This is a genomic window from Niallia sp. WK069_GA_01 (assembly GCF_983173855.1).
Window position 1 is genome coordinate 3,488,207 of sequence record NZ_OZ470138.1, and the last position, 22,508, is coordinate 3,510,714.

Below are 22,508 nucleotides of genomic sequence, written 5' to 3' on the forward strand. Positions count from 1 at the left end.
GGGAAACTTCATAAAACAGGGGATTCGGTTTCCAGAAGATCAACGCGCTTCTCAGAACCAGCCGAATCCACTTCTGCTTTTTCAACAGGAGGCTACGTGATGTATGTAAGCTGCTAAGAAAGATTCCCCTCCTATTCTTTCGGTAAAATTTAAAAATATCCCCATGTTCTACTAACGCATAACCGCTCCACCAGAAATTTTCACAGATTCGCCGACAATATTATTAGCTGCATCTGTTAATAGAAAAGCAATCGTATTTGCAACTTCTATTGGACTAGTAAATCTGCCTGAGGGAATGCTTTTTGCACTTTTTACTTTCTGTTCTTCAAAGGATACATTATTTGCCTTCGCATTTATTTCTATATATTCATTCGCCATCTCTGTGTCAACAAAGCCTGGACAAACGGCATTAACACGTATATTCTCTTGAATCGCCTCAAGCGCAAGGGATTGGGTGAATCCAATTAAAGCAAATTTGCTGGCAGAATAAGCAGCATTTGCATATGTTCCTCTTAATCCGGAAAGGGAAGATACATTAACAATAGCACCAGCATGATTTTCTCTCATTTTTTGATAGACAAGCTTAGTAAGATTAAACGTAGATATATAATTAATATCCATCATGTTTCTAACATCCGTTTCTTCTAATTGATCTACGACCGTTCCTCCCATAATTGCTGCCGTATTGACAAGACCATAAATAAAGCCGAGCTTTTCTTCACAGCTTTGTACAAGATCCATTCTATCAGACTCATCACTTAAATCAGCCGCTTTTGCGAAGATGTTCTCTTCCTCCGTAAAGTTTAAAAGTTCTTTGCGTAAATTTTCTAAGACATCCACTTTGCGACCAGTAATAGAAACCGAAGCCCCCATCGCTGCAATCACTTTAGCCGTTTCCTGTCCTATCCCACCGGTTGCACCAGTAATTAAAATATGTTTTCCCTTTAATGCCTCGTTAGAAAAAATCCCCAATCCATTCAACTCCAATTTTATTTATTCGAAAATTCCGATTTTATTCTTCTTTATTATATCGATTCTTCTTTACCTCATCAAGAAACAGAGAAAATAATAATAGAAATTCTGAATTGGAGATATTTTTATTCCAGCCATAGCAATAGAAAACAAGTACCTTCATGCATGAAGAAAAATGTTCCTTTGACTCTATTTAGTAAAATACTTAATCTTCGCTTTCCGAAAGCCTTGATAACAATCAAATAGAGCAATAAAAACAACGATAATTCCAGTCACTGCTAATGATAGTTTCAGCCAATCATCATGAAACGTAAATATAGCATCCATATACGTAATAAACGCTGGATTAAATAATTTTATATTACTAATCATCATAATAAAAATACTTACTGAAATTAATTGATAAAATGCGTGAAAAAGAGCTAATTTTTTCGTCCATTTTCCTGTAATCATTTTGTAAAAAGCAATCGCAATCTCTAACACTATCACCATTCCAATTATCATCCAATAAGCATGCAAAACCTCTAGATTAAAAACAGGCATTACAAATTCCAGCACTCCACTTTTCTTTTCATAAACACCTAATAGGTTCCCTGCATTATAATATACGGTTGCCCAAATAGCCGTCCATAATAATCCGCCAAATACTTCGATTTTTGAAATCTTTTTCCCTTTAGGAAAATCAGAAAGTTTCTTTAAATCATCAGGTGACCATTCTTTAAAACTTGCGGTTAATGGCTGTTCACTTTTCGCATGATCCGTTCGTTCTAAAATCGCAAATACAACAGTTATCCAGAAAAACACTTGAATTCCTGTACTAAATATTGTTCCAATACCGTGTAAAACAACTAGCAGAATAGCATTTACCAACCCTTTCTCCGCGTTGTAAGAGATCAAATTATCAGCAAGCATCGAAATGAACGAAATGGCTACTGCGATTGGTAAAATCATTTTTATTAGATTAATATATATGTCAAAATAACGTGGCCCAATTAAATACATCGGTCGATCTTGATATCCACTTGCTAGCACAGCTGGATTTCCTAATTGAGACAGAACAGCTTTCACTTCTTCTTCTGAATATTCATCTGGCAGCATATCCTGAATTGTTGAATGAAGTTCAAGGGCTATATCCTCCCGCTGTTTTTCTGGAAGCCTTCGTATTACTTCATGAATATACAACGCTATTAAACTCATCCTAATTCCTCCCCCTTTAATAAAAGAAATAACTCTTTCGACATCTTTTTCCATTCTTTTGTTAATTGCTCCAATATCTCTTCTCCATATCTACTCAGCACATAATACCTTCGTGGTCTGCTTTCTGACGTATCCCAACTACTTGTTACCAGCTCTTGTTTCTCCAAACGACGAAGCAATGGATACAATGTACTTTGCTCAATCGTTATCCCACTTTTTTCTAATAACTGCACAAGAGAGTAGCCGTATTGTGGTGTTTTCAGCTGACTTAATACGGCCAATGTTAATGTACCTCTCCTTAATTCTGTCGTTAAAGATTGTAGTAAGCTGCTCATTATTCGCCTCTTTCCAATACTGTATGTCATACACTAATTATTTATACTATGCATCATACACTATTATTGTTTGCACAGCAATAAACAATTTAAAAGGATAAGCCAAAATAATGGATATAATGTTTTATACTAGTTATAAGGCGGTGTTTTATGCAAATTAATCGATTATTTGAGATCGTTTATTTATTACTGAATAAAAAAAGCATAACAGCTAAAGAACTTTCCGAGCATTTTGAAGTGTCTACTCGGACGATTTATCGTGATATGGATATTCTTTCGGCTGCAGGAATACCTGTGTATACAAATAGAGGAAGAGGAGGTGGTATTCAGCTTTTAGATCATTTTGTATTGAATAAATCCCTTTTTTCAGATAAAGAACAAAACGATATTCTAGTAAGCTTACAAAGCCTTCATGCTGCTAATTTCCCCGATATAAAGTCTGTATTTAACAAACTAAGTCTTCTATTCAATAAGCAAACAACAAATTGGATGGAAATTGATCTATCAAACTGGGGAAGCAACGATAGAGAAAAAGATATGTTTAACACGATTAAAACAGCAGTTTTAGCGAAAGATATGATAGCTTTTGATTATTTCAATTCCTCCGGAGAAAAAACAGAAAGAAGGATCGAACCGCTTAAGCTTCTTTTTAAAGGTAGAGGCTGGTATCTCCACGGTTTTTGCACAACAAAAAATGACTATCGACTTTTTAAAATTTCACGCATGAAGAGCCTCCATCCTTTAAACACGACTTTTGAAAGAGAAATTCCACAGGATATATGGGGAAATTCGAACACTAAACATACGGATAAAATCACCATTGTCTTACGGTTTGATTCATCTATTGCATATCGCCTTTATGACGAATTTGATCCTCAATGTATTCATAAAAATGCAGATGGCAGCTTTACCGTCTCTATTTCATTTCCAGAAAACGAGTGGTTATATGGATATATCCTATCCTATGGAAATTGTGCTGAGGTAGTAGAGCCACCACATCTAAGAGAAATAATAATAGAAAAATATCAAGAAGGATTGAAAAAGTATTTATCTCCCCGTTAATCATTTTTAACAATACATACTTTCGCTAGTAATATGACATACTGTTGTCATATTAGCGTTGCTATACTTTAATCATCTTAAAAGAAATGGTGGTTTAAAGAATGGATTATGAAATCATTGATTTAGAGGAAAAATTAGTAGCAGGATTAAAAATTCGCATGAACAACAATCGTCCAACAATGGGAAAAGAAATTGGGGACCTATGGAAAGGTTTCTTTGAACAAGGTGTTTATCAATCCATCCCTCACAAACGAAATGAGAAAACAATTGGTTTATATACCAATTACGAAAGCGATGTAAATGGAGATTACGATATGATGGTGTGTACAGAAGTTCAGCATACTTCTGATATACCTCCTTCTTTGCAGCAACACATCATATCTGCTGGAAAATACGCAAAATTTATTGTGATAGGAGATATGCAAGCGGTAGGCGCATTTTGGCAGAAGCTTTGGAAAATGGATTTAAATCGAAAGTATGCTAGTGACTTTGAAGAATATCAAAGCGGCAGTGACGGAGAAAACGCCGAAATACATATTTACATTTCATTAAATGAAAGAGAAAGGCAATAATAGATATACGAGTCTATAACATTATGTAATATTTATATTTGAAGTTGCCTGAAATCTTATCGCTTAAATCATGCCGCATCACTAACGATGCGGCATGATTTATAAAAAGAGTAATGTAACTCTTTTCCCTGCTGAAAAGGTTCAGTTGCACTACTTCTAATTTGTTCTCCCTTTTTCCAGCCACCAAATTTTTGCAGTTATTCTCTTAAGAAGCTGTCTTTTTTTAATCAGCACTTATACATGCTATACTAAACTTTGGAGGTGTTGTTTATGCGTTTAAAAAATAAAAAGGTAATTGCTCTTGTCAGTCCTGATTTTGAAGATTTGGAACTTTGGTATCCGGTATTGCGTCTTCAAGAAGAAGGAGCAGCGGTTCATTTAGTTGGAGAGAAAGCGAATGAAACATATATCGGGAAATATGGAGTGCCAGCATTGTCTGACTATGCGTTTTCGGATATACAAGCATCTGAATATGATGCCATTCTTGTTCCTGGCGGCTGGGCACCAGATAAACTACGCCGCTACCCTGAGGTTTTAGATATGGTAAAGCATATGCATGAACACAAAAAACCAATTGGGCAAATTTGCCATGCTGGTTGGGTATTAATATCCGCTAAAATCTTAAATGGTGTAAATGTAACAAGCACACCAGGGATTCGAGATGATATGGAAAACGCTGGTGCTATTTGGCATAATGAACCTGTTGTTGTGGACGGTCACATTATTTCAAGCCGACGTCCCCCAGATCTTCCACCTTATGCAAAAGCCTTTGCCGATGTTTTGGCAGAAGCTTAAGTACAAATTTATTCAACAAATCTCGAGTTTAAAAAAACAACACAAGATAGACAAAGAGCTTATTCTATAGCTACTTGTTTATCTTGTGTTATTTATTATTTATTCCTTGCAGCTTCCCATTCTTCTCTCAAAATCCCCATCCTTATTGAATCGAAATACTCTCCCTTGTATAATCTACATTTTCTTAACACACCTTCTTCCTGCATTCCAAGCTTTTCAGCTACCTTTATCATTCCCTTATTTCCAGACCATATCGTTAGTCCAACTCGCACAAGCGGTAAATGAGTGAATAAATATTCGGTCCACATACTTAAAGATTCGGTTCCATATCCTCCATTCCAATAGACTGGATCATAGATAACGATTCCCATTTCCAGCCAATTTGACGGTTTATGTTCCCAATAAAAGCTTACAGTTCCGACAATTATTTGATCAATCTCGATTATTAATCTAGATTCAATCTCTTTTGTCTGAAGCAGTTGTTGCATCCTATTCTGATATACTTCGTACTCTAGTTTTTCTAATGGATAGTGAGGAGCATCCCATTTTTTCCATTCTGGATATTTTTCTCCGTAAATAAGATTCCATAATTTGGTTAAATCTTTTTCTTGAATGCTTCGGAGGTTTACTCTTTTCCCTTTTAATAAAACATTTCCACTCAATATCTGTCCTCTTTTCCTTTCTAAGCTGTTATTAATAGGAAGAGGCTGAGACATAACTAAATAGAAGAGGCAATGACGAACATTCTCTAATTTAGCACTTAAATGGTTACTTCCTTATACTGGTTATTTATGTTTTTTCATCTAGTTAACTCAAACTTCGCAGTTATAAATTCTTCTTCATGTATTGCTATAACTTGGTTTAGAGAAATGAGAAAGGATGATTGATTCATCTTGCTTATAAACAGGGGCAAGATTCTCGTTTCAGGATGCTCGCTTTCCGTGGGGCGTGCGATGAGTCTCCTCGGCGCAAGCGCCTGCTTAGGTCTCATCTAACCCGCAAATCCCACAGGAGTCTCGCATATCCGCTCCAATCAAGCAGTTTTGATCCATTAGTTGCTGTCGTTGAACTGGTGAAAACATCCACCTTATAGAAATAGACTAAAAGTGCACATTTTGGGAGAACAACGTTGAATAAGAAAAGCATATGCGCCTTGCTCAGACCCGAAGAAAAATGTTCACATGACTCAAAAAGTGCTTTTTACTTTTAGAGGCATGGGGCAATACTCACAGGGGCTAGGCGCTGACCAGCTAAATACGCCACGTCCTTATGTCTTCGCCGGCACTTGTACATCCTGTACGGCGAAGCTAGACACTCACCTAAGTTGAAAAATTTTATCCTTTTTTATTTTCTTAAAAAAATCAACGCTACTAGTATTTAGTAGTCATACCTTGTAATGAAATTCGAAGACAAGAACTTATTTTAAAACAGGTTGCTTGTAGCGGAGGTGCGAAGACTCCTGCGGGAAATGTGGGAAGGCTAAAGACCCCGCAAGGCAACGCCGAGGAGGCTCAGAGCTCCCACCCCGCGGAAAGCGAAGCAACCCGTAGTGGAAAGCAAACCCCACAATAAAAAACAAGTCTCCCATTTTATTGTTCTAAACCGAATAACATCAAGACTTGCAAACGAATTTGATGGTGCGAAGTTTGAGTAGTTAAGTTTAAAAACTATGTTGTTCCATTGCGCTACAAACACTCGCTTTCCGCTGGGAGGAAACTGAGGCCCTGTAGGCCAAGGGCCGAAGCGGCTAAAGCCGAGCCCCATGGAAAGCGAAGTGTATGCAGGCTGCGGGTGATTACCACAAACCTTCTTTTTTACATAAATAAAAAACCCACACCATGATACGAAATATTTTTCACATCTTCGTATCATGGTTCGGGTTTATCTTCGGCTGAAATACTTATGTCCCAGCTTCCTTTTTCTTCTTATATGTTACGCCGGTTTATTATTTGTTACATTCCCTTTTGTACGAATTTTATAGATGACGATTAGCAAGATAAACCATACAGGGGTTACGAACAAGGCAACTCTGGTATCTTCTGCAAGTGCAAGTACAACTAATACAAATGCAAGGAATGCTAGAATTAAATAATTGGAAAACGGATAAAACGGCAGCTTGAATTTATTTACTTTAGCAAGATCTGGTCTTGTTTTACGATATTTCAAATGAGAAATGACGGTAATTCCCCAAATAAATATAAAACAAACAGTAGCAATACTGGTAATCAGCGTAAATACTCCTTCTGGCATTACATAGTTAAGAATAACCGCAATCAATATAACCACAATGGAAAAAAACAATGCATTGGAAGGTACCTTGCTTCCTGTTAGTTTTGCCAATGGTGCAGGAGCATTTTTTTCTTTTGCCAAGGAATAGACCATTCTGCTTGTACTAAAAACAGCACTGTTACACGCAGAGGCTGCAGATGTTAATACAACAAAATTCACAATCCCCGCTGCAGCTGCAATGCCGACCGCTAAGAATACTTGAACAAATGGACTTTCTGTTGGAACGATGGCATTCCATGGATAAATACTCATAATAACAATAAGTGCTCCGACATAGAAAATTAAAATTCTAATTGGAATATTATTAATCGCCTTTGGAATAACCTTTTCTGGATTTTCTGTTTCTCCAGCTGTAAGACCTACAAGCTCAATTCCAACAAACGCAAATACAACCATTTGGAAGGATAGAATAAATCCATGCATACCATTTGGGAACATGCCTCCATGGCTCCATAAATTCGCAAAGCTAGATGTGCCAACATCTGTGGAGAATCCCTTCACAATCATGAATATTCCGATAATAATCAATGCTAATATAGCAATAATCTTAACTAAGGCGAACCAGAATTCCATTTCACCGAAAAGCTTCACCGTTGCAAGATTCATAATAAGCAAAATGACAAGAGCAATTAATCCCGGCATCCACTGTGGTACATTTGGAAACCAAAACTGTGTATAAAGACCAACAGCTGTTAAATCTGCCATCGCAATGGAAATCCAGCAAAACCAATACGTCCATCCTGTTACAAAGGCGGCCATATTCCCTAAATAGTCTTTTACAAAGTCGACAAACGAATGATACTGCAAATTAGATAAAAGCAGTTCACCAAGTGCACGCATAATTAGAAAACAAATAATACCTGTAATGATATAAGCAAATAAAATAGATGGACCTGCTAAATGAATCGATTTTCCTGCTCCAAGGAATAGACCCGTTCCAATAGCTCCTCCAATAGCGATCAGCTGTACATGTCTGTTTTTTAACCCTCTCGACAATGTTTCTTCTTGCATGATATTTCGTCACACTCTCTTTCATAAGATGTAATAAACTTGTCTGCTGTCCATAATAAACTACTAATGTATGTATGCAAATAGAGTTCTCTGAAAAAGAGTTTACCATATAATATAAAAGAAAGCATGGAGATTAAGAAAATATCTCTTTAAATACAAGAAGTTTTGCTAAAAAAGAAACCTGCATAATTAATCAATAGATCTCTATTTTTTATCTGCCTAGCCACCCACCATCTACTGCTAGTAAATGACCATGAATATAATTAGATGCATCGGACGCTAAGAATACGACTGTCCCACTAAAATCTTCTGGCTTTCCCCAACGACCAGCAGGAATACGTTCAAGAATTTGTCTATTTCTTGTTTCATCTATAATTAACGCTTCATTCATGTCTGTTGCAATATATCCAGGAACAATCGCATTAACATTAATATTTTCTTTTGCCCATTCATTTGCCAAAGCCTTTGTTAATTGTGCTACTCCTCCTTTTGCTGCTGCATAAGCTGGAACCGTTAAACCTCCCTGGAATGATAATAATGAAGCCATATTAATAATTTTTCCTTTTTTTTGAGATACCATAAATTTTCCTGCTTCCTGACATAATAGCCAAACACATTTTAAATTCACATTGATTACATCATCCCAATCCCTTTCGGAAAATGTTACAGATGGTGAACGACGCTGGATGCCGGCATTATTAACAAGAATATCAATTTTTCCAAGTTCCTTAACAACCGTTGGAATAGCCTCCTTTACTTGCATTTGATTTTCTAAATCACATTCAACAATAATACTTTCTTGCCCTAATGCCTCTATTTCTTTTTTTACAGAAAGGTCATTTCTATTACGTTGAAGTAAAGCTACCGTTGCTCCTGCTTCCGCTAATGCTATAGCCATTTGTCTACCAATGCCTCTCGTTGCTCCTGTAATAGCAGCCACTTTACCCTCTAAGCTAAACATCTATTTCCCTCCTATTTTAAGATAAAAAGTAAACGTTATCATTCTTTTGTGTTAAATGAAAAGGTAAATGCTTCGTATTAAAGACTCTACTAGTTCCCATTCAACTCATGCGAAAACACTCTTTCCTATCATTTAATTTTATTATATATAATTCTATCACATATTGTATAATTCTAACTATTTCACCTCGCTTTACAGTAACGAAAAAAGCTGCGATCACCCTAGGCAAATCGCAGCTAAAAGCAGTTGAACAGGCAAGCAACATTTCATACGAAACACCTTAAATTTGCTGAGATAGATTCAAATACTGCCACTAATGAAATCGAAACTTCTATAGTATGCATAAATTTTAATTGGCTAGACTAATAGCGATTGGTCCTTCTCCAATACCAGATCCTAAAACACAAAGTGACTTGGAACTAGAGCATTTAGCATTTATTAAACAACTTCCTTAAATACTATCGAAAGACTTTAGCATTTTTATACGATTATTTCTTCTTTTTTAGCTTTGCTTCGGCTTTTTTTCTATTCTCTTCTACTCTAAATTTGACTATTTTGGTTATTAATTCATATGGCAGCGGCTCTTCTAATGGAAATTGCACAGAACCCTTTCCACCTTTATATGCTGATAATTCTTGTTGAAATGCACTTATCCCATTAGGCGTGGGATAAAATCCAATATGTTTGTTATACGCAGCAAAATGTACCAGATTCCCATGCCATACAAATGTAGGCATTTGGTAGCTAATCTTTTCTTCTGCTTCTGGTACAGCCTCTTTAATAACCCTTCTTAATCTATTAAGAATATCCTGAACATCAGGAGAAAATGTTACGATATATTCATCAATAGACTCAAACTTAGTTTTTTTATTCTCTTTCATAATTTCTCCTTTCATAAAACCCTTTATTTGTCTTATTAGTATAACAAAATTAAAGACTCATAAAACTAATCTTCTTAATGTGAACCTTTATCAATCAACTTCAGATAAATTCAAGTAATCATCAAATCAGCAGACTATGTTTGAACATATCCTTTTATTGCTCCCCACTTCATCCTAAATATTTCATGCGGTTAATAGCATAAATCATTTTCATAAAGACAATTGACACGATAAGGGTAAACACAAGTGCAGCAACAGGCAGCAAAAAAGGATATTCAAATACATTAACTGCTTCAAATCTAACGAACAAATCATTTACTTTCATTAAACCATAGTAAGTAAAGTCAAGGATATGCGGTGCAATCCCAACTCCTCCATCCATCTCCATCCAGATAAAGTTCATATAAACAAATCCACAAACAACAAAAGAAATTAATGTATTCTTGGCTAAAGAAGAAATCAGCAGAATAAATAAACAATAAGCAATAGAGGCGATAAGTTGGATCCCCAATTGCATAAAGTAATATTGTCCCATTGTTAATGCATATGGTGATTCTTGAAATGAATAGGCATATTGCAGGAGTGATTCCCAGCCTAAATTACCATAATTGATTTTTATTAGACAGAACGCAGCGAAATTAAACGCAAAACAGATACTCGTTGTAAAAATAATCGCAGCAATAACCTTTGCCGTAACAATTTCTTTGCGGCCTTTTTCAGCACTTAAAATAAACTGGTTTACACCTGTTGTATTTTCAATGGAAAATATTCCTGCTAAACCTAAAGTTATGCTGGAAGCTATAAACATAGCAATAATGTTAGAATTGGAAATCACTTCTCTTAACCCTTCATCTGCATAATAAACAGGCGGGTGAATTTCCCCCAGTATTTTCACTTCTAATATTACTTTCCGATATTCAATCCCCTTAAGCAAAGGAAGCTGGGTTTCCATTATTTTTTTCCGATTCTCTAACTCTTGCGTAATTCGTACATTTTCTAACGTTCTGTAGAAAACTTCTGCTGGTAACTTTCCCAGCTCCTTTGTTGTTTTTAGATATGTTTGGTCATTACTTGTAGCGATTGCAACAACTTCTTCACTTATCACTCCTTCATATTGCTTATTATTATTTGTTTTTTCTCCAATATTCGCATTACTGATGATGCAAATTGCTAAATAACCCAATAAAACAATACTTAAAAAGTAAATCATTTTTTGGTGAAACACTTTATATAATTCAAACCGTACTAATTGTCTCATCCTTACTCCTCACTATAATGTTATAAATGACAAATCTTTTAAACTTTAAAGAACTGAAACTGCATTTTTCGCAGGGGGATCATTAGAAATAAGGCGAATTTCAAACTCCAAGAAAACAATATTGTTTTCTCTTTCTTAATAATCAGCACTTTCACTAATAAAACATGGGAATCAATCGACCGAAAAATCAATACAGGCAGCTTAATTACCAAAGTAATACTATAAAACTACTACTAACTTATGTCGTATATTTCCTTTGTGAAAAAACATAGATTATAGATAATTTTTTTCATTCATCTATATTCTCCCATTCTCCATGCTTTCATTTATCTGCTCTGCTTCAGGTTTTTCTTTCTATAAAGATTTAGAAATGATTCCCACTAACTCCTCCTCAGGATTATTTTCCACTCTTTAAATAGAACGATTGAAGTAGGAATAAGGTTTTAAAAAAATGGCTTTTTTCTTAGGTTAATTTTCGTACCAGGATGCTACTCTCTTCTTGCGGGGTGAATGCCAAGACTCCAGGTTGGCACTGGCGGTGGTTTCTTCTTTCTCGCAAATCTCCACAGTAGTCTTACACCTTACACTCCGAGCAACCGTTTTACTAGTGCATATCTTTTTTGCTTTTTCCCTTATTTTGCTAAAATGATAATGAAATCTATCAATAAGGAGATGCTGTTTTGTGAGTGTACTTACTAGATTAGGAAAATCTGATTTATATGTAAATCCAATTGGTCTTGGGACAAATGCAGTCGGGGGGCATAATTTATATCCTAATTTAAACGAAGAAGAAGGAAAAAATCTTGTTCGTGCTGCTTTAAACAATGGGATAAACTTCTTAGATACTGCGTTTATTTATGGTCCAAAGCGTTCAGAAGAATTGATTGGAGAAGTAATAAAAGAAGCAGGCAATCGTGAACAAATTGTGATTGCTACTAAAGGGGCTCATAAATTTGTCGATGATCAAGTAGTATTGGATAATTCACCTTCTTTTCTGAAGCAATCAGTTGAAGATAGTTTAAAACGTTTGCAAACAGATTATATTGATTTATACTATATCCATTTCCCTGATGAATCCACACCGAAAGATGAGGCAGTTGGCGCTTTAAAAGAATTAAAAGATCAAGGCAAAATCCGCTCTATTGGTGTATCCAACTTTTCTTTAGAGCAGCTAAAGGAAGCAAACAAAGACGGCTATGTGGATGTTATTCAAGGGGAATATAATTTACTTCAACGGGAGGCAGAAAAAGAAATGCTTCCATATACTGCCCAAAATCAAATATCCTTTATTCCATACTTTCCATTAGCTTCCGGTCTATTAGCTGGAAAATACAGCAAAGAGGATACATTTAATGATTTACGCACAAACATGCCTCATTTTCAAGGGGAAAACTTCATCAAAAACTTAGAAAAAGTAGAAAAGCTAAAACCTATTGCTGAAGCCAAAAATGCCGAAATTGCTCATATTGTTTTGGCATGGTATTTAACAAAAGACTCTATTGATGCCATTATTCCAGGTGCAAAGCGGGCAGATCAGGTTTTAAATAATCTTAAAACGTTAGAGGTTCAATTAAGCACAGCGGAAATAGATAAGATTGATCAGATTTTTAAATAACTTATTCTAATGAGAAAAGTGTAAGCGCCTTGTTTATCCCGAAGAAAAATGTTCTCTTGACTCCAAAAGTGCTTTTACTTTTAGAGGCATCGGGTATACGCACAAGAGCTAGGCGCTGGAGCCGGATGCGGACACAACCGCTAAGTTATCCACCATCTCATTTCCTTTATACTTTCCTAGACAACCAGAAAGCTGCATCTCCTGCTTAAGGGATGCAGTTTTCTGGTTGTCCTGAAAATGGTTTTGGGCTTTCTCGAATAGTCCGCAGTCAGCATACACTTCGCTTTCCATGGGGCGGGCACTGAGCGCATGCTCCTGTGGGTTCTCGCCTGTCCCGCAATTCCCATAGGAGTCTTCGTGTATTCGGACTTCTCTCTGTTTCAACCTATCAACGAACTTAATCAAACGGCCTATTTTCATCGTTCATGGTGCTAAATTTGGTTGTATGGGAGTTTTCTGACTTTCGACATACTCGTTTTATGCTTTCCAAGTTGAAGGGTCCTTAGCATTTACTGTCTTTTTTAATACATTGGATTGAATGACTGCCTCTAATACTTGTTGATTAGTAAATCCAGTCATGAAATCTGGAAATCCGGGACTAGGTTTTCCTGTAAGCATTTGAGCAAAATCTTCCCATTCTGAGACTTTTAAACGATTCGGCACTCGTAAATTCTTCTCTACAATCTCCCCTGTCTGTTCATCTTTATATAACCACACTACGTTTTCTCCCCGAACTGTACTGGCATGTAAGGTTCCTTCCTTACCAAAGATGGAAATTTCATGCTGATTGTCTGATCCAATTGCATTTCGAGTTGTTTGGAAAATACCTACTGAACCATTTTTCATACTTGCCTGAAAGCTTGCAAAATCGTCTATTTCAAACTCTACTGTCTCTTCACTATCCATACTTTTTCTTTGTGTAACAAAGCTTGCCATTTTTGAAGATACTTCATCAAAAGATCCGAACAAATAATGAGCCATATCAATCATATGAGAACCTAAATCTCCAAGTGTTCCTGTACCTGTTACTTCTTTATTAAATCTCCATACATAAGGAGTTTTATAAGAAATGGATCCCCATCCTTGCAGGTATTGAAGGGAGAAGCAATGGACTTTTCCAATCCTCCCCTCTTCTAACAATTCTCTTACAAAACGAAAAGCCGGTGTATAACGATAGCTGAACCCAACCATGCAGGGAATTGGGTTCTTCTTATACTTCTCTACCAACTTCTCCGCCTCTTCATAATTTAAAGTAAACGGCTTTTCAGCTAAAATCGGCTTGTTTTTTTCTATGCAGTATTCAAGTATGGAAGCGTGGAAATTATTAGGTGTGACGGAAATCACTACATCTACCTCTTCAGAATCTATTAAATGGTGAAAATCTGTGAACCTGTATTCAGATAAAATAGTTAATTGGTCTCCAGCTTTAATCAATTTATCTTCATCAATGTCACAAATGGATGTAATCGTAAATTGGGGAACAGCTTGTAAACCACTAATATGCGCTTGTGCCATTCCGCCAATACCGATAATACCTACTTTGAATTGTTTCATATTCTTCTCTCCCTATTCATTTTGCGGTCAATATTGTAAGGTAAAAAAAGACCAGCATGACCATCCTTCTTGTTTTTATAAAGCAATAGTATGCAAATTTTTTTCATATTTGAGAAAAACTTTTTTAAAAATAAACGAATTTAGTAAAGCAGATAAAGCAAACCCGCCAAATGTGACAAAATAAATTCCAGATAGAAAACCAACAAAAGAAGACAAACACAAGAAAATGGGAACAATAGTAAAAATCATTAATAGTAGTAAATAATGAAAGTGAAAAAATCCAATTAATAATGAATTTAATAATGTTTTATGAATCGTGTCTTCAAACCTTGCTGTATATGGAAAAACAAAAAGCAAAATGGAAAGATAAATAAATCCAAATAGAAAAGTTACAAACATAAAGAATACTTTTAATACTCCACTAAGATAATCTAAAAAATAGAAATCCGCTAATAGAATGCAACCCAAAACTAGCGCCATAAGCCATATAATCGTACTTTGTTTAAAGTTCTTCCTAAAGGATGTAATGAAATTTTTCCATATATGGCTATCTTCACTTTTCGTTATTTTTATGGTTACTGAGTATAAAGCAGTCACAGATGCACCTATCGTAATAATTGGAAGAGAGAAAAGGATAAATAAACAATTTAATAGAATTAGATCGACTATCCTTGACAAAATTCGAATAACGGGGTTATTTAAACTTAATAATGGACTCATTTTTACCACCTTTCACTATCTATCAGCAACTACTTTTCATCAATTGACTACTATATTCACCTATAAATAAAACAACAGTCGGTCCCTTTTGCTGTATTCCTAACCGACTGTCGCCCTTGTTTCTATACTTGTTTATCTCAAGCTTATTTTAGGGATTCCTGATATCTGTCAAACGCTTTTTTCTGTATGTTCATAAACTCGTCATAGCCCATTTTTTTCATTTGGTCCATGTAGGAGCTCCACTCTTTGGTAGCTCCACCCTCAACAACCCATTTGGATTGCATGGACGTAACATAAGAAGTAAGGTCCACATTTAATGTATTTAAACGTTGCATTTCTTCTGCTGTAAAACTAACCGTTGGATATTGTTCCTTAGCAAATTTACTAATTTTTTTATCTAACTCCAGTTTTAAGCCATCCCCACTATCTTTTGGAAGCGCAACTTTTTCATTAAACCCATCCGCAATGTATTTTGGTCCAAAATCTCTAAACGAATTTGTCCAGGCAAATATATCTGCTGACTCACCTGCTGGAGCATCTAACACTTTATAGGTTTCATCATCTTGTTTTTCGACCCCAACTCCAAATGAACCGTAGAAAGTTTGAATACTAGCATCTTCTGTATAAAATTTATCTGCCCATTTCAAGATTTTTGCAGGATTCTTCGCTTGTGTTGTAATGAGAAGTTCATTTCTAGAATAAGTTTCTGTATCAGCGATAACATAACGCTCGCCATCTGGGCCTTTTAATGGAGCTAACGGAACATATTCACTTGCATTTGGACCAAATACAGCATCTGGCGTCCATCCAAAACCAACACCTACTAAAGAGCCTTTTTCATCTTTTCGTTTTGCTTCAGCCATAGAATCGTCTTGTGTGAAAAACTCTTGATCAATTAGTCCTTCCTTATATGCTTTATGCATCCATTCAATTCCATCTCTATACTCCTCTTGGGATGGTAGATAAACAGGCTTTCCTTCTTTTAAAGCCATAAATCCTGCCTTGTCACTACCTTTTGTTACACCAAAAGGCAAGATAAACCCATAAATATTTCCACCATATGGAATCTCATCATTAAGATTTCCATTTCCATTTGCGTCTTTTTCTTTAAATGCTTGTAATACATGATAAAATTCTTCATACGTATCAGGCATGGAAAGTCCTAAATTATCCAACCATTTTTGGTTAATAAACAGCTGATTTCCTGTCTTGGGTCTTAATGGCAACTTTTTTGGCAAACTATAAATATGACCATCAGGAGAAGTAACTAATGCACGCAGAGCTGGATCTGCTTCAAATGCAGCCATTAAATTAGGCATATTCTCTTTTATTAAATCCTCTAAAGGAATAAACAAGCTCTGATTTTGGGCAATATCGCCATCATTTAATGCAAGTGATCCCCAAAATGCATCAGGTAAATCTCCTCCAGCCATTAATACTGATTTTTTATCTCCCCATTCTGAGTTTAAATAAGTATCCCAATCAACAGTAATTCCCGCTTCTTTTTCCGTTTCTTCCACAAAGCCTTTATGATAGTCTTCTCCCCAATCTGCCCAACGAACAGTGGCAATTTTATACTCCCCTTCTTTTCTCTCCTTTGTGCTAGAAGTATTACTACACCCAACGATTAAGCTAGTTGCTAATGCTGCATTTAATATACCTAGCCACTTTTTTCTACTCATCAAAGTTTCCCCCTAAATTTTCATTTAAATAGCATTATCATAAAGCAAAGGCTACTCTTTAATAGAGCCAACCATCACACCTTGATTAAAGTACTTTTGTAAAAACGGATACAGACACATAATTGGAGCAGTTGAAACGACAATTGCTGCGTATTTCATCATGGCTGACAATCTTCTTAATTCGGAAGCAAGTTCACCTGAAGCTGTTCCAAGAAGAGATTCATTCGAGATTAAAATTCTTCGCAGCACTAATTGAAGCGGTTGCAAATCTTCATTGGAAATGTAAATTAACGCATTAAACCAAGAATTCCAAATACCTACAGCTGTCCAAAGTCCAATTACAGCTAGAATTGCTTTTGACAATGGCAATACCATTGTGAGAAAGTAACGTATCGTTCCACATCCATCAATTTGTGCTGCTTCCCAAAGCGTATCAGGAATACTATTTTTAAAGAACGTTCTGGCTATAATAATGTTGAAGGGTGACACGGCAAATGGTAAGACCATCACCCAAAATGTATCTAATAAACCAAAGCCTTTTACTACTAGATATGTTGGTACCAATCCACCACTAACAAACATTGGGATAAGAACAAAGGTTAGCACCCATCTTTTAGCAAATAGATCAGATCTTGATAATGCATACCCAGCAGGAATATTTACTATAAGCGCTATAATGGTTCCAACAACTGTGTAAATAATAGTATTTAGATAAGACCTCCAGATAATCTCTTGTTTGAATAATTCAATATATCCATCCAATTCCCACTCTTTTGGCCAAAACCATACATTCCCATTTGTAACATCAGTGGGATTACTAAAGGAAGCTATAATGATAAACCATAGTGGATATACAATCATAAGGATCATCCATATAGCAATTAGATAAACTGCTAAATCAAATATTCTCTCATTCCGACTCTTTTTCCCTTTAGTTTTTTTTAATAGTTTATTTTTAACTGTAAATTCCAATTTTCTCCCCCCTTTCTAAAGTAAGCTAGTTTTCGTTAATTTTTTAGAAATCCAATTCACTAAAAGCAGAATAATTACATTCACTACCGTGTTAAATAATCCAATCGCAGTGGACAAACTATATTGAAAATTCTGCATCCCTACTTTGTATACATAAGTAGAAATCACTTCACTTCCAGGCAAATTTAACGTGTTTTGCAGAAGCAGCACCTTCTCAAATCCTACACTCAATAGACTTCCAGCTCTCAGAATTAATAGAATCATGGCAGTAGGCATCAATAAGGGCAAATCAATATGTACAATTTTTTGAAGCCTACTTGCACCATCCATGGTAGCAGCTTCATAATAGGTTGGATCGATTGCTGATAATGCAGCTAAGAAGATAATGCTATCCCACCCTAAATGCTGCCAAACATCGCTCCATACATATACACTGCTAAATAATACTGGGCTTGACAATAGATTCGGCATTTCCATCCCAAATAGTCCTAATATATTGGCAACTAAACCATTGCTTGGTGATAAGAAAACCAAGATCATTCCACACATAACCATTGTGGAAATAAAATGAGGCAAATAAGTTGTTACTTGAAATACCTTTTTAAACATAACCATCCGAATTTGATTACAAAGAATCGCTAGAGCAATCGGCAATGGAAAACCTACCAAAATACTATATAAACTAATATAGAGAGTATTTTTTAAGGTCAAATTAAATTGATAGGAATGAAAGTATTGAATAAAATGTTTCAGCCCTACCCATGGACTATTCCATATTCCTAAAGCTGGAGAATAATCTTTAAATGCCATGACTATTCCATACAGCGGAATATAGGTAAAGCAGATTAATAAGATAATAGTTGGTAATAATAAAAGATATAATGGCCCACTCTTTTTTAATTGTTTTATATTTCTAGATATTTTTCTTTTTTTATTCAGCGATGTTGCATGGTTAGAATTTTGTGTCACAAGAGAACTTTTCAACCCTTTCCCCTCCTTTTATTGATATAATCAATTATAAGAAAGCGCATACATTACAAATAGATGTAAACAGACATGAAATACTACATTCTGGTTGTAGTTAGCTAATAACTTTCGACTACCCGTCAAAGAATTAGCACTATTCCGAACTAAAAGCATATATAAACCGCTTTCTTGACGGAATAATGCTAGAAACTGTTTATTCATTCTATATATACTGAAGGTAAGCATGGGAGATGAGAAAATGAAACAGTCCATTGAAAAAGGCCCTTCCCGATCCATTAACTACTATTTAAAAGTCCTTCTATCCATTATTGTCTTTATATTGCTTATCAATATTTTTGTCAGCACCCTAACTATTTCCATTACTAGGAAACAGAGCATAGACAACATTCATAACACAGTTAATCTCTACTTGGAAAATGCTCAAAACAAATTAAATGCCATCGACCATTTCATGCTATGGACGGTAATGCATGAGCCATTGATTGATAAAATGGAAAACGCTCAAGATATGTCTGAACTTCCTAAAAGTATTGCCGATTTTCGCTTAAGAATAAATGATTTTCAATACTCCACTGGAAAAAAGTTTCAGTTTTTCTTAGGGTTAAAAAAAGAGAACTATTTCTTCAATAGCTCTTCAATTCAAATGGACTATTCTGCTTATCTGCAAATGAAAGATTTTTTCTTCACCAAAAGCAAAATCGCTAGTCTAAATACTTATGAGAATATGAGCACTTGGAATTCATTAGAAATGAATGAACAATTCTATTTATATCATCTATTGGAATACGATAATAGAATTTTCATTTGTCTCATATCAGTAAATGATATCCTATTACCATTAAAAGATATTAATTTAGGGAAAAAGGGAACGATTGTGATGGAAAAGGAGGGGAATGGATTTTTAGCTAATTCTGCTGAAGGGAATACTTTAAAGAACGAAGCAACCTATAACCTTTTTAAAAGTCAATTAGCATTTAGGGAAAAAAATACGGGGTTACCATTTACCCTCCATCTATCTGTCGATCATTTTGGCGCTTTTACGAGTGTTGTCATTGCTCAATGCTTACTAATAGTAGCAACCATCATTATTAGCTTCATTTTGTTTATGATCTTACTTTATATTAAGAATAGATTAATATATCCTATCCATTTATTTTCGAAAAACTTATCTAAAATCAATAATAGTAAGGAACCCATCGATTTTCAAAGTAGCAGTATTATAGAATTGGAACATGCTAATACACAGTTTAAAGAATTAATAACAGAGATAAAAAAACTGAAAGTAAATATTTATGAGCAAGAGCTGGAAAAGAAAAAAACACAAATGGACTTTATGAGATTACAAATTAAACCTCACTTTTATGTAAACTGTCTATCCACTATTTATAGCATGGCTCAAATGAAAAGGTATGAGGAAATACAAGAAATGACCCTTTCTACGTCTAAATATTTTAGATATCTTTTTCAAACAAATCAAAATTTTGTTAAATTGGAAAACGAAATAAACCATATTAATGATTTTCTTGCTATCCAGAAATTATTACATGGCCCTACTTTTCTTTTTGAATGTAACTTGGACCCAAATATTGAGGATACAAACATTCCACCATTATTATTACAGACATTTGTTGAAAATATTATGAAACACGGTGTTTCATTGGAGGATGATTTAATCACGATCTCTTTATTCATTCACTATTTACATAGTAGAAATAATATTTTCATTATTATTAAGGATAATGGACCAGGATATCCTTCAGAAACATTAACCAAGCTTCAAAACAAGATTCCTTTATTCAATGAAAATGGCAGATATATTGGAATTAACAATGTTATTCAAAGACTGAGATTACTATATGGAGAGGAGTATAGCATTAGATTCTTTAACGACCCTAACGGTGGCGCTGTAGTAGAATTAATGATCCCTTATCTACCTTACAAGGAGTGAAGTTAATGAATATTTTAATTGTAGATGATGATCGATTTGTCATCTCCTCATTAGAGAAAAAAATAGATTGGAATTCATTAGGTATTGAACAAATTTTCAGCGCTTACAATATTCAACAAGCAAAGAAAATATTCTCAACAGCCAAAGTGCATTTACTCTTATCTGATATAGAGATGCCCCGCGGGAGCGGTCTTGAACTATTAGCTTGGATACGATCAGAAGGCCATGCTATTCAAGCAATTTTCTTAACTAATTTTGCTGATTTTAATTATGCACAAAAGGCAATTGAATTACAAAGTTTTGAGTATTATTTAAAACCAATTGAAATAGATAAGCTTGAATTAATTTTAAAAAAAGCAATAAAAATGGTTAGAAATAACCAATCAAGTGAGAATGCTCTTAGAGTTGGACAGTATTGGCAGCAAAACAGACAAAAACTCATTGATCATTTCTGGAACTCTTTTTTAATAAACAATGAAATTTTAACGACAGAACAACTGCAAGAACAGCTAAATTTAAATACTATTCCTTATTCAATGGAGGATTATTATTTACCAATTTTACTAGATTTATATCCCTATTCCATCATTGATCATACGAAAATCATGTCATCCTTTGATAGCATAAAAAACCTTAGTAAAAAGCTGACTTCTATCATTAAACAAACTTTTGATGAATCTTCTCTCCATTTTGAAAGTTTGCTTGAATGGAACTCCAATAAAGAGCAGATTCTACTTATCTTTAAATGGCGAGATTATTCAAGAGAATTCAATTCAACTACTGAAGTTAAATCTTCCTGTAAGCAATTAATGAATAGTATTAAGCTCGAATTAAACAGTGATGTGCAATGCAGTATAGGCAATTCTAGTACATTAACAAACATTTCTTCCCATATAAAAGAACTTCAACAAATGAGGGAAGAAACGATTGACTTTAGAAACAAAATCTTTTATTTTCCAGTCAATCAAAAGAATATCCAGACATATTTGGAGCCAAATCTACAATTGCTAGATGATTATATCCAAAGTGGCAATAGATTAAGCTTTCTCCATAAGTGCAAACAATATTTAACCAATATATTAGAAAAAAACGCTTTAAATCAACATATTTTATGTAGTTTCAGGCTGGATATAACACAATTGATCTTTACGCATTTAAAACGAAAGGAAATATTAGCGCATAAATTATTTCATGGAAATACAAGCAATTTTTTACAAACACAATCCTCTCGATCGATAGAAGATCTTATTCAATACATCAGCTATTTAGTAGATGTTTCTTTAGACTATATAGCATTTATAGACTCTCAAAAATCTGTTGTTAAAACGATTTGTGTATATATGGAGGAAAACTATCAAGAAAATATCACGAGAGATACTATCGCTAAAATTGTTTATTTAAGTCCTGATTATATTGCAAGAATTTTCAAGAAAGAAACAGGAGTATCACTTGTAAATTACATGATAAAAAAAAGAATAGCAGTCGCCAAAGATTTACTTACGAATACAACTCTTCCTGTTCATATTATTTCAGATAAAGTAGGTTATGGAAATTATTCCTATTTCACAAAAATTTTTAAAAAAGAAACAAATTATGCACCTGTCGACTATCGGAAAATAACTAGAAAACAGGAAAAAAGGTGAGAAATCGGATGCCTGTTCCTTCTAAAAGCAGTTGAGAACAGGTATCCAATAGGT

Annotated in this window: 19 protein-coding genes; 6 read left to right on the forward strand and 13 right to left on the reverse strand. The window is 34.8% G+C overall.

Going from position 1 to position 22,508, the window contains the following annotated elements; translation table 11 throughout:
* Positions 1-171 precede the first annotated feature (171 nt).
* The 3 genes from AC5LWL_RS16465 to AC5LWL_RS16475 all read right to left on the reverse strand — a co-directional run bounded on the left by AC5LWL_RS16465 (position 172) and on the right by AC5LWL_RS16475 (position 2,504).
* Entirely contained in the window at positions 172-972 is an 801-nt protein-coding gene (locus AC5LWL_RS16465; RefSeq protein WP_493435325.1) for an SDR family NAD(P)-dependent oxidoreductase, read from the reverse strand.
* 189 nt (positions 973-1,161) lie between these two features.
* Positions 1,162-2,169, reverse strand: a complete 1,008-nt coding sequence (locus AC5LWL_RS16470) for an HAAS signaling domain-containing protein (RefSeq protein ID WP_493435326.1) — start codon at positions 2,167-2,169, stop codon at positions 1,162-1,164.
* Positions 2,166-2,504: a PadR family transcriptional regulator gene (locus AC5LWL_RS16475; RefSeq protein ID WP_493435327.1), complete on the reverse strand. Its 339-nt coding sequence runs from the start codon at positions 2,502-2,504 to the stop codon at positions 2,166-2,168. The genes AC5LWL_RS16470 and AC5LWL_RS16475 overlap by 4 nt, the downstream gene beginning before the upstream one ends.
* Positions 2,505-2,654: 150 nt before the next feature.
* Between AC5LWL_RS16475 and AC5LWL_RS16480 the strand changes: the two genes are divergently transcribed.
* From AC5LWL_RS16480 to AC5LWL_RS16490, 3 genes are all read left to right on the forward strand, one after another.
* Positions 2,655-3,566, forward strand: coding sequence for a helix-turn-helix transcriptional regulator (locus AC5LWL_RS16480; protein ID WP_493435328.1), 912 nt, complete (start codon positions 2,655-2,657; stop codon positions 3,564-3,566).
* Between the two features lie 101 nt (positions 3,567-3,667).
* Complete coding sequence (locus tag AC5LWL_RS16485; protein WP_493435329.1) at positions 3,668-4,138, forward strand: GyrI-like domain-containing protein; 471 nt, start codon at positions 3,668-3,670, stop codon at positions 4,136-4,138.
* Between the two features lie 270 nt (positions 4,139-4,408).
* Positions 4,409-4,933: a type 1 glutamine amidotransferase domain-containing protein gene (locus tag AC5LWL_RS16490; protein ID WP_493435330.1), complete on the forward strand. Its 525-nt coding sequence runs from the start codon at positions 4,409-4,411 to the stop codon at positions 4,931-4,933.
* 95 nt (positions 4,934-5,028) lie between these two features.
* Here the strand turns inward: AC5LWL_RS16490 and AC5LWL_RS16495 are convergent, their stop codons facing one another.
* The 5 genes from AC5LWL_RS16495 to AC5LWL_RS16515 form a co-directional block, all read right to left on the reverse strand.
* Positions 5,029-5,595 carry a GNAT family N-acetyltransferase gene (locus tag AC5LWL_RS16495; protein WP_493435331.1) on the reverse strand — a complete coding sequence of 189 codons (567 nt, stop codon included), beginning with the start codon at positions 5,593-5,595 and terminating at the stop codon, positions 5,029-5,031.
* A 1,270-nt stretch (positions 5,596-6,865) separates the two neighbouring features.
* A complete protein-coding gene (locus tag AC5LWL_RS16500) occupies positions 6,866-8,233 on the reverse strand; it encodes an amino acid permease (RefSeq protein ID WP_493435332.1) in 1,368 nt (455 codons plus the stop codon).
* Positions 8,234-8,444: 211 nt separating this feature from the next.
* Positions 8,445-9,194 (reverse strand): SDR family oxidoreductase, encoded by a 750-nt coding sequence (locus AC5LWL_RS16505; RefSeq protein WP_493435333.1) that lies wholly within the window; start codon positions 9,192-9,194, stop codon positions 8,445-8,447.
* A 488-nt stretch (positions 9,195-9,682) separates the two neighbouring features.
* Positions 9,683-10,075, reverse strand: coding sequence for an iron chaperone (locus AC5LWL_RS16510; protein WP_493435334.1), 393 nt, complete (start codon positions 10,073-10,075; stop codon positions 9,683-9,685).
* Positions 10,076-10,244: 169 nt separating this feature from the next.
* On the reverse strand, positions 10,245-11,333 hold the full coding sequence (locus tag AC5LWL_RS16515) for an ABC transporter permease subunit (protein WP_493435335.1): 1,089 nt from the start codon (positions 11,331-11,333) through the stop codon (positions 10,245-10,247).
* Between the two features lie 682 nt (positions 11,334-12,015).
* Here AC5LWL_RS16515 and AC5LWL_RS16520 point away from each other — a divergent pair.
* Positions 12,016-12,948, forward strand: a complete 933-nt coding sequence (locus tag AC5LWL_RS16520) for an aldo/keto reductase (RefSeq protein ID WP_493435336.1) — start codon at positions 12,016-12,018, stop codon at positions 12,946-12,948.
* Positions 12,949-13,425: 477 nt separating this feature from the next.
* Here the strand turns inward: AC5LWL_RS16520 and AC5LWL_RS16525 are convergent, their stop codons facing one another.
* The 5 genes from AC5LWL_RS16525 to AC5LWL_RS16545 all read right to left on the reverse strand — a co-directional run bounded on the left by AC5LWL_RS16525 (position 13,426) and on the right by AC5LWL_RS16545 (position 18,815).
* A complete protein-coding gene (locus AC5LWL_RS16525; RefSeq protein WP_493435337.1) occupies positions 13,426-14,502 on the reverse strand; it encodes a Gfo/Idh/MocA family protein in 1,077 nt (358 codons plus the stop codon).
* A gap of 75 nt (positions 14,503-14,577) precedes the next feature.
* A complete protein-coding gene (locus tag AC5LWL_RS16530) occupies positions 14,578-15,222 on the reverse strand; it encodes a YesL family protein (RefSeq protein ID WP_493435338.1) in 645 nt (214 codons plus the stop codon).
* Positions 15,223-15,365: 143 nt separating this feature from the next.
* Entirely contained in the window at positions 15,366-16,904 is a 1,539-nt protein-coding gene (locus AC5LWL_RS16535; RefSeq protein WP_493435339.1) for a type 2 periplasmic-binding domain-containing protein, read from the reverse strand.
* 51 nt (positions 16,905-16,955) lie between these two features.
* Complete coding sequence (locus tag AC5LWL_RS16540) at positions 16,956-17,876, reverse strand: carbohydrate ABC transporter permease (RefSeq protein WP_493435340.1); 921 nt, start codon at positions 17,874-17,876, stop codon at positions 16,956-16,958.
* 15 nt (positions 17,877-17,891) lie between these two features.
* Entirely contained in the window at positions 17,892-18,815 is a 924-nt protein-coding gene (locus tag AC5LWL_RS16545) for an ABC transporter permease (RefSeq protein ID WP_493436633.1), read from the reverse strand.
* A gap of 286 nt (positions 18,816-19,101) precedes the next feature.
* Between AC5LWL_RS16545 and AC5LWL_RS16550 the strand changes: the two genes are divergently transcribed.
* Both AC5LWL_RS16550 and AC5LWL_RS16555 read left to right on the forward strand, forming a co-directional pair.
* Positions 19,102-20,811, forward strand: a complete 1,710-nt coding sequence (locus AC5LWL_RS16550; protein WP_493435341.1) for a sensor histidine kinase — start codon at positions 19,102-19,104, stop codon at positions 20,809-20,811.
* Between the two features lie 5 nt (positions 20,812-20,816).
* Positions 20,817-22,454 (forward strand): response regulator transcription factor, encoded by a 1,638-nt coding sequence (locus AC5LWL_RS16555; protein WP_493435342.1) that lies wholly within the window; start codon positions 20,817-20,819, stop codon positions 22,452-22,454.
* Positions 22,455-22,508: the final 54 nt, after the last annotated feature.

Bases quoted from the DNA above. Each gene is read 5' to 3' on its own strand.
- AC5LWL_RS16485 (WP_493435329.1), top strand. From the start codon at position 3,668: ATGGATTATGAAATCATTGATTTAGAGGAAAAATTAGTAGCAGGATTA.
- AC5LWL_RS16530 (WP_493435338.1), bottom strand. From the start codon at position 15,222: ATGAGTCCATTATTAAGTTTAAATAACCCCGTTATTCGAATTTTGTCA.
- AC5LWL_RS16500 (WP_493435332.1), bottom strand. From the start codon at position 8,233: ATGCAAGAAGAAACATTGTCGAGAGGGTTAAAAAACAGACATGTACAG.
- AC5LWL_RS16525 (WP_493435337.1), bottom strand. From the start codon at position 14,502: ATGAAACAATTCAAAGTAGGTATTATCGGTATTGGCGGAATGGCACAA.
- AC5LWL_RS16515 (WP_493435335.1), bottom strand. From the start codon at position 11,333: ATGAGACAATTAGTACGGTTTGAATTATATAAAGTGTTTCACCAAAAA.
- AC5LWL_RS16480 (WP_493435328.1), top strand. From the start codon at position 2,655: ATGCAAATTAATCGATTATTTGAGATCGTTTATTTATTACTGAATAAA.
- AC5LWL_RS16550 (WP_493435341.1), top strand. From the start codon at position 19,102: ATGAAACAGTCCATTGAAAAAGGCCCTTCCCGATCCATTAACTACTAT.
- AC5LWL_RS16535 (WP_493435339.1), bottom strand. From the start codon at position 16,904: ATGAGTAGAAAAAAGTGGCTAGGTATATTAAATGCAGCATTAGCAACT.
- AC5LWL_RS16470 (WP_493435326.1), bottom strand. From the start codon at position 2,169: ATGAGTTTAATAGCGTTGTATATTCATGAAGTAATACGAAGGCTTCCA.
- AC5LWL_RS16505 (WP_493435333.1), bottom strand. From the start codon at position 9,194: ATGTTTAGCTTAGAGGGTAAAGTGGCTGCTATTACAGGAGCAACGAGA.
- AC5LWL_RS16510 (WP_493435334.1), bottom strand. From the start codon at position 10,075: ATGAAAGAGAATAAAAAAACTAAGTTTGAGTCTATTGATGAATATATC.
- AC5LWL_RS16490 (WP_493435330.1), top strand. From the start codon at position 4,409: ATGCGTTTAAAAAATAAAAAGGTAATTGCTCTTGTCAGTCCTGATTTT.
- AC5LWL_RS16555 (WP_493435342.1), top strand. From the start codon at position 20,817: ATGAATATTTTAATTGTAGATGATGATCGATTTGTCATCTCCTCATTA.
- AC5LWL_RS16475 (WP_493435327.1), bottom strand. From the start codon at position 2,504: ATGAGCAGCTTACTACAATCTTTAACGACAGAATTAAGGAGAGGTACA.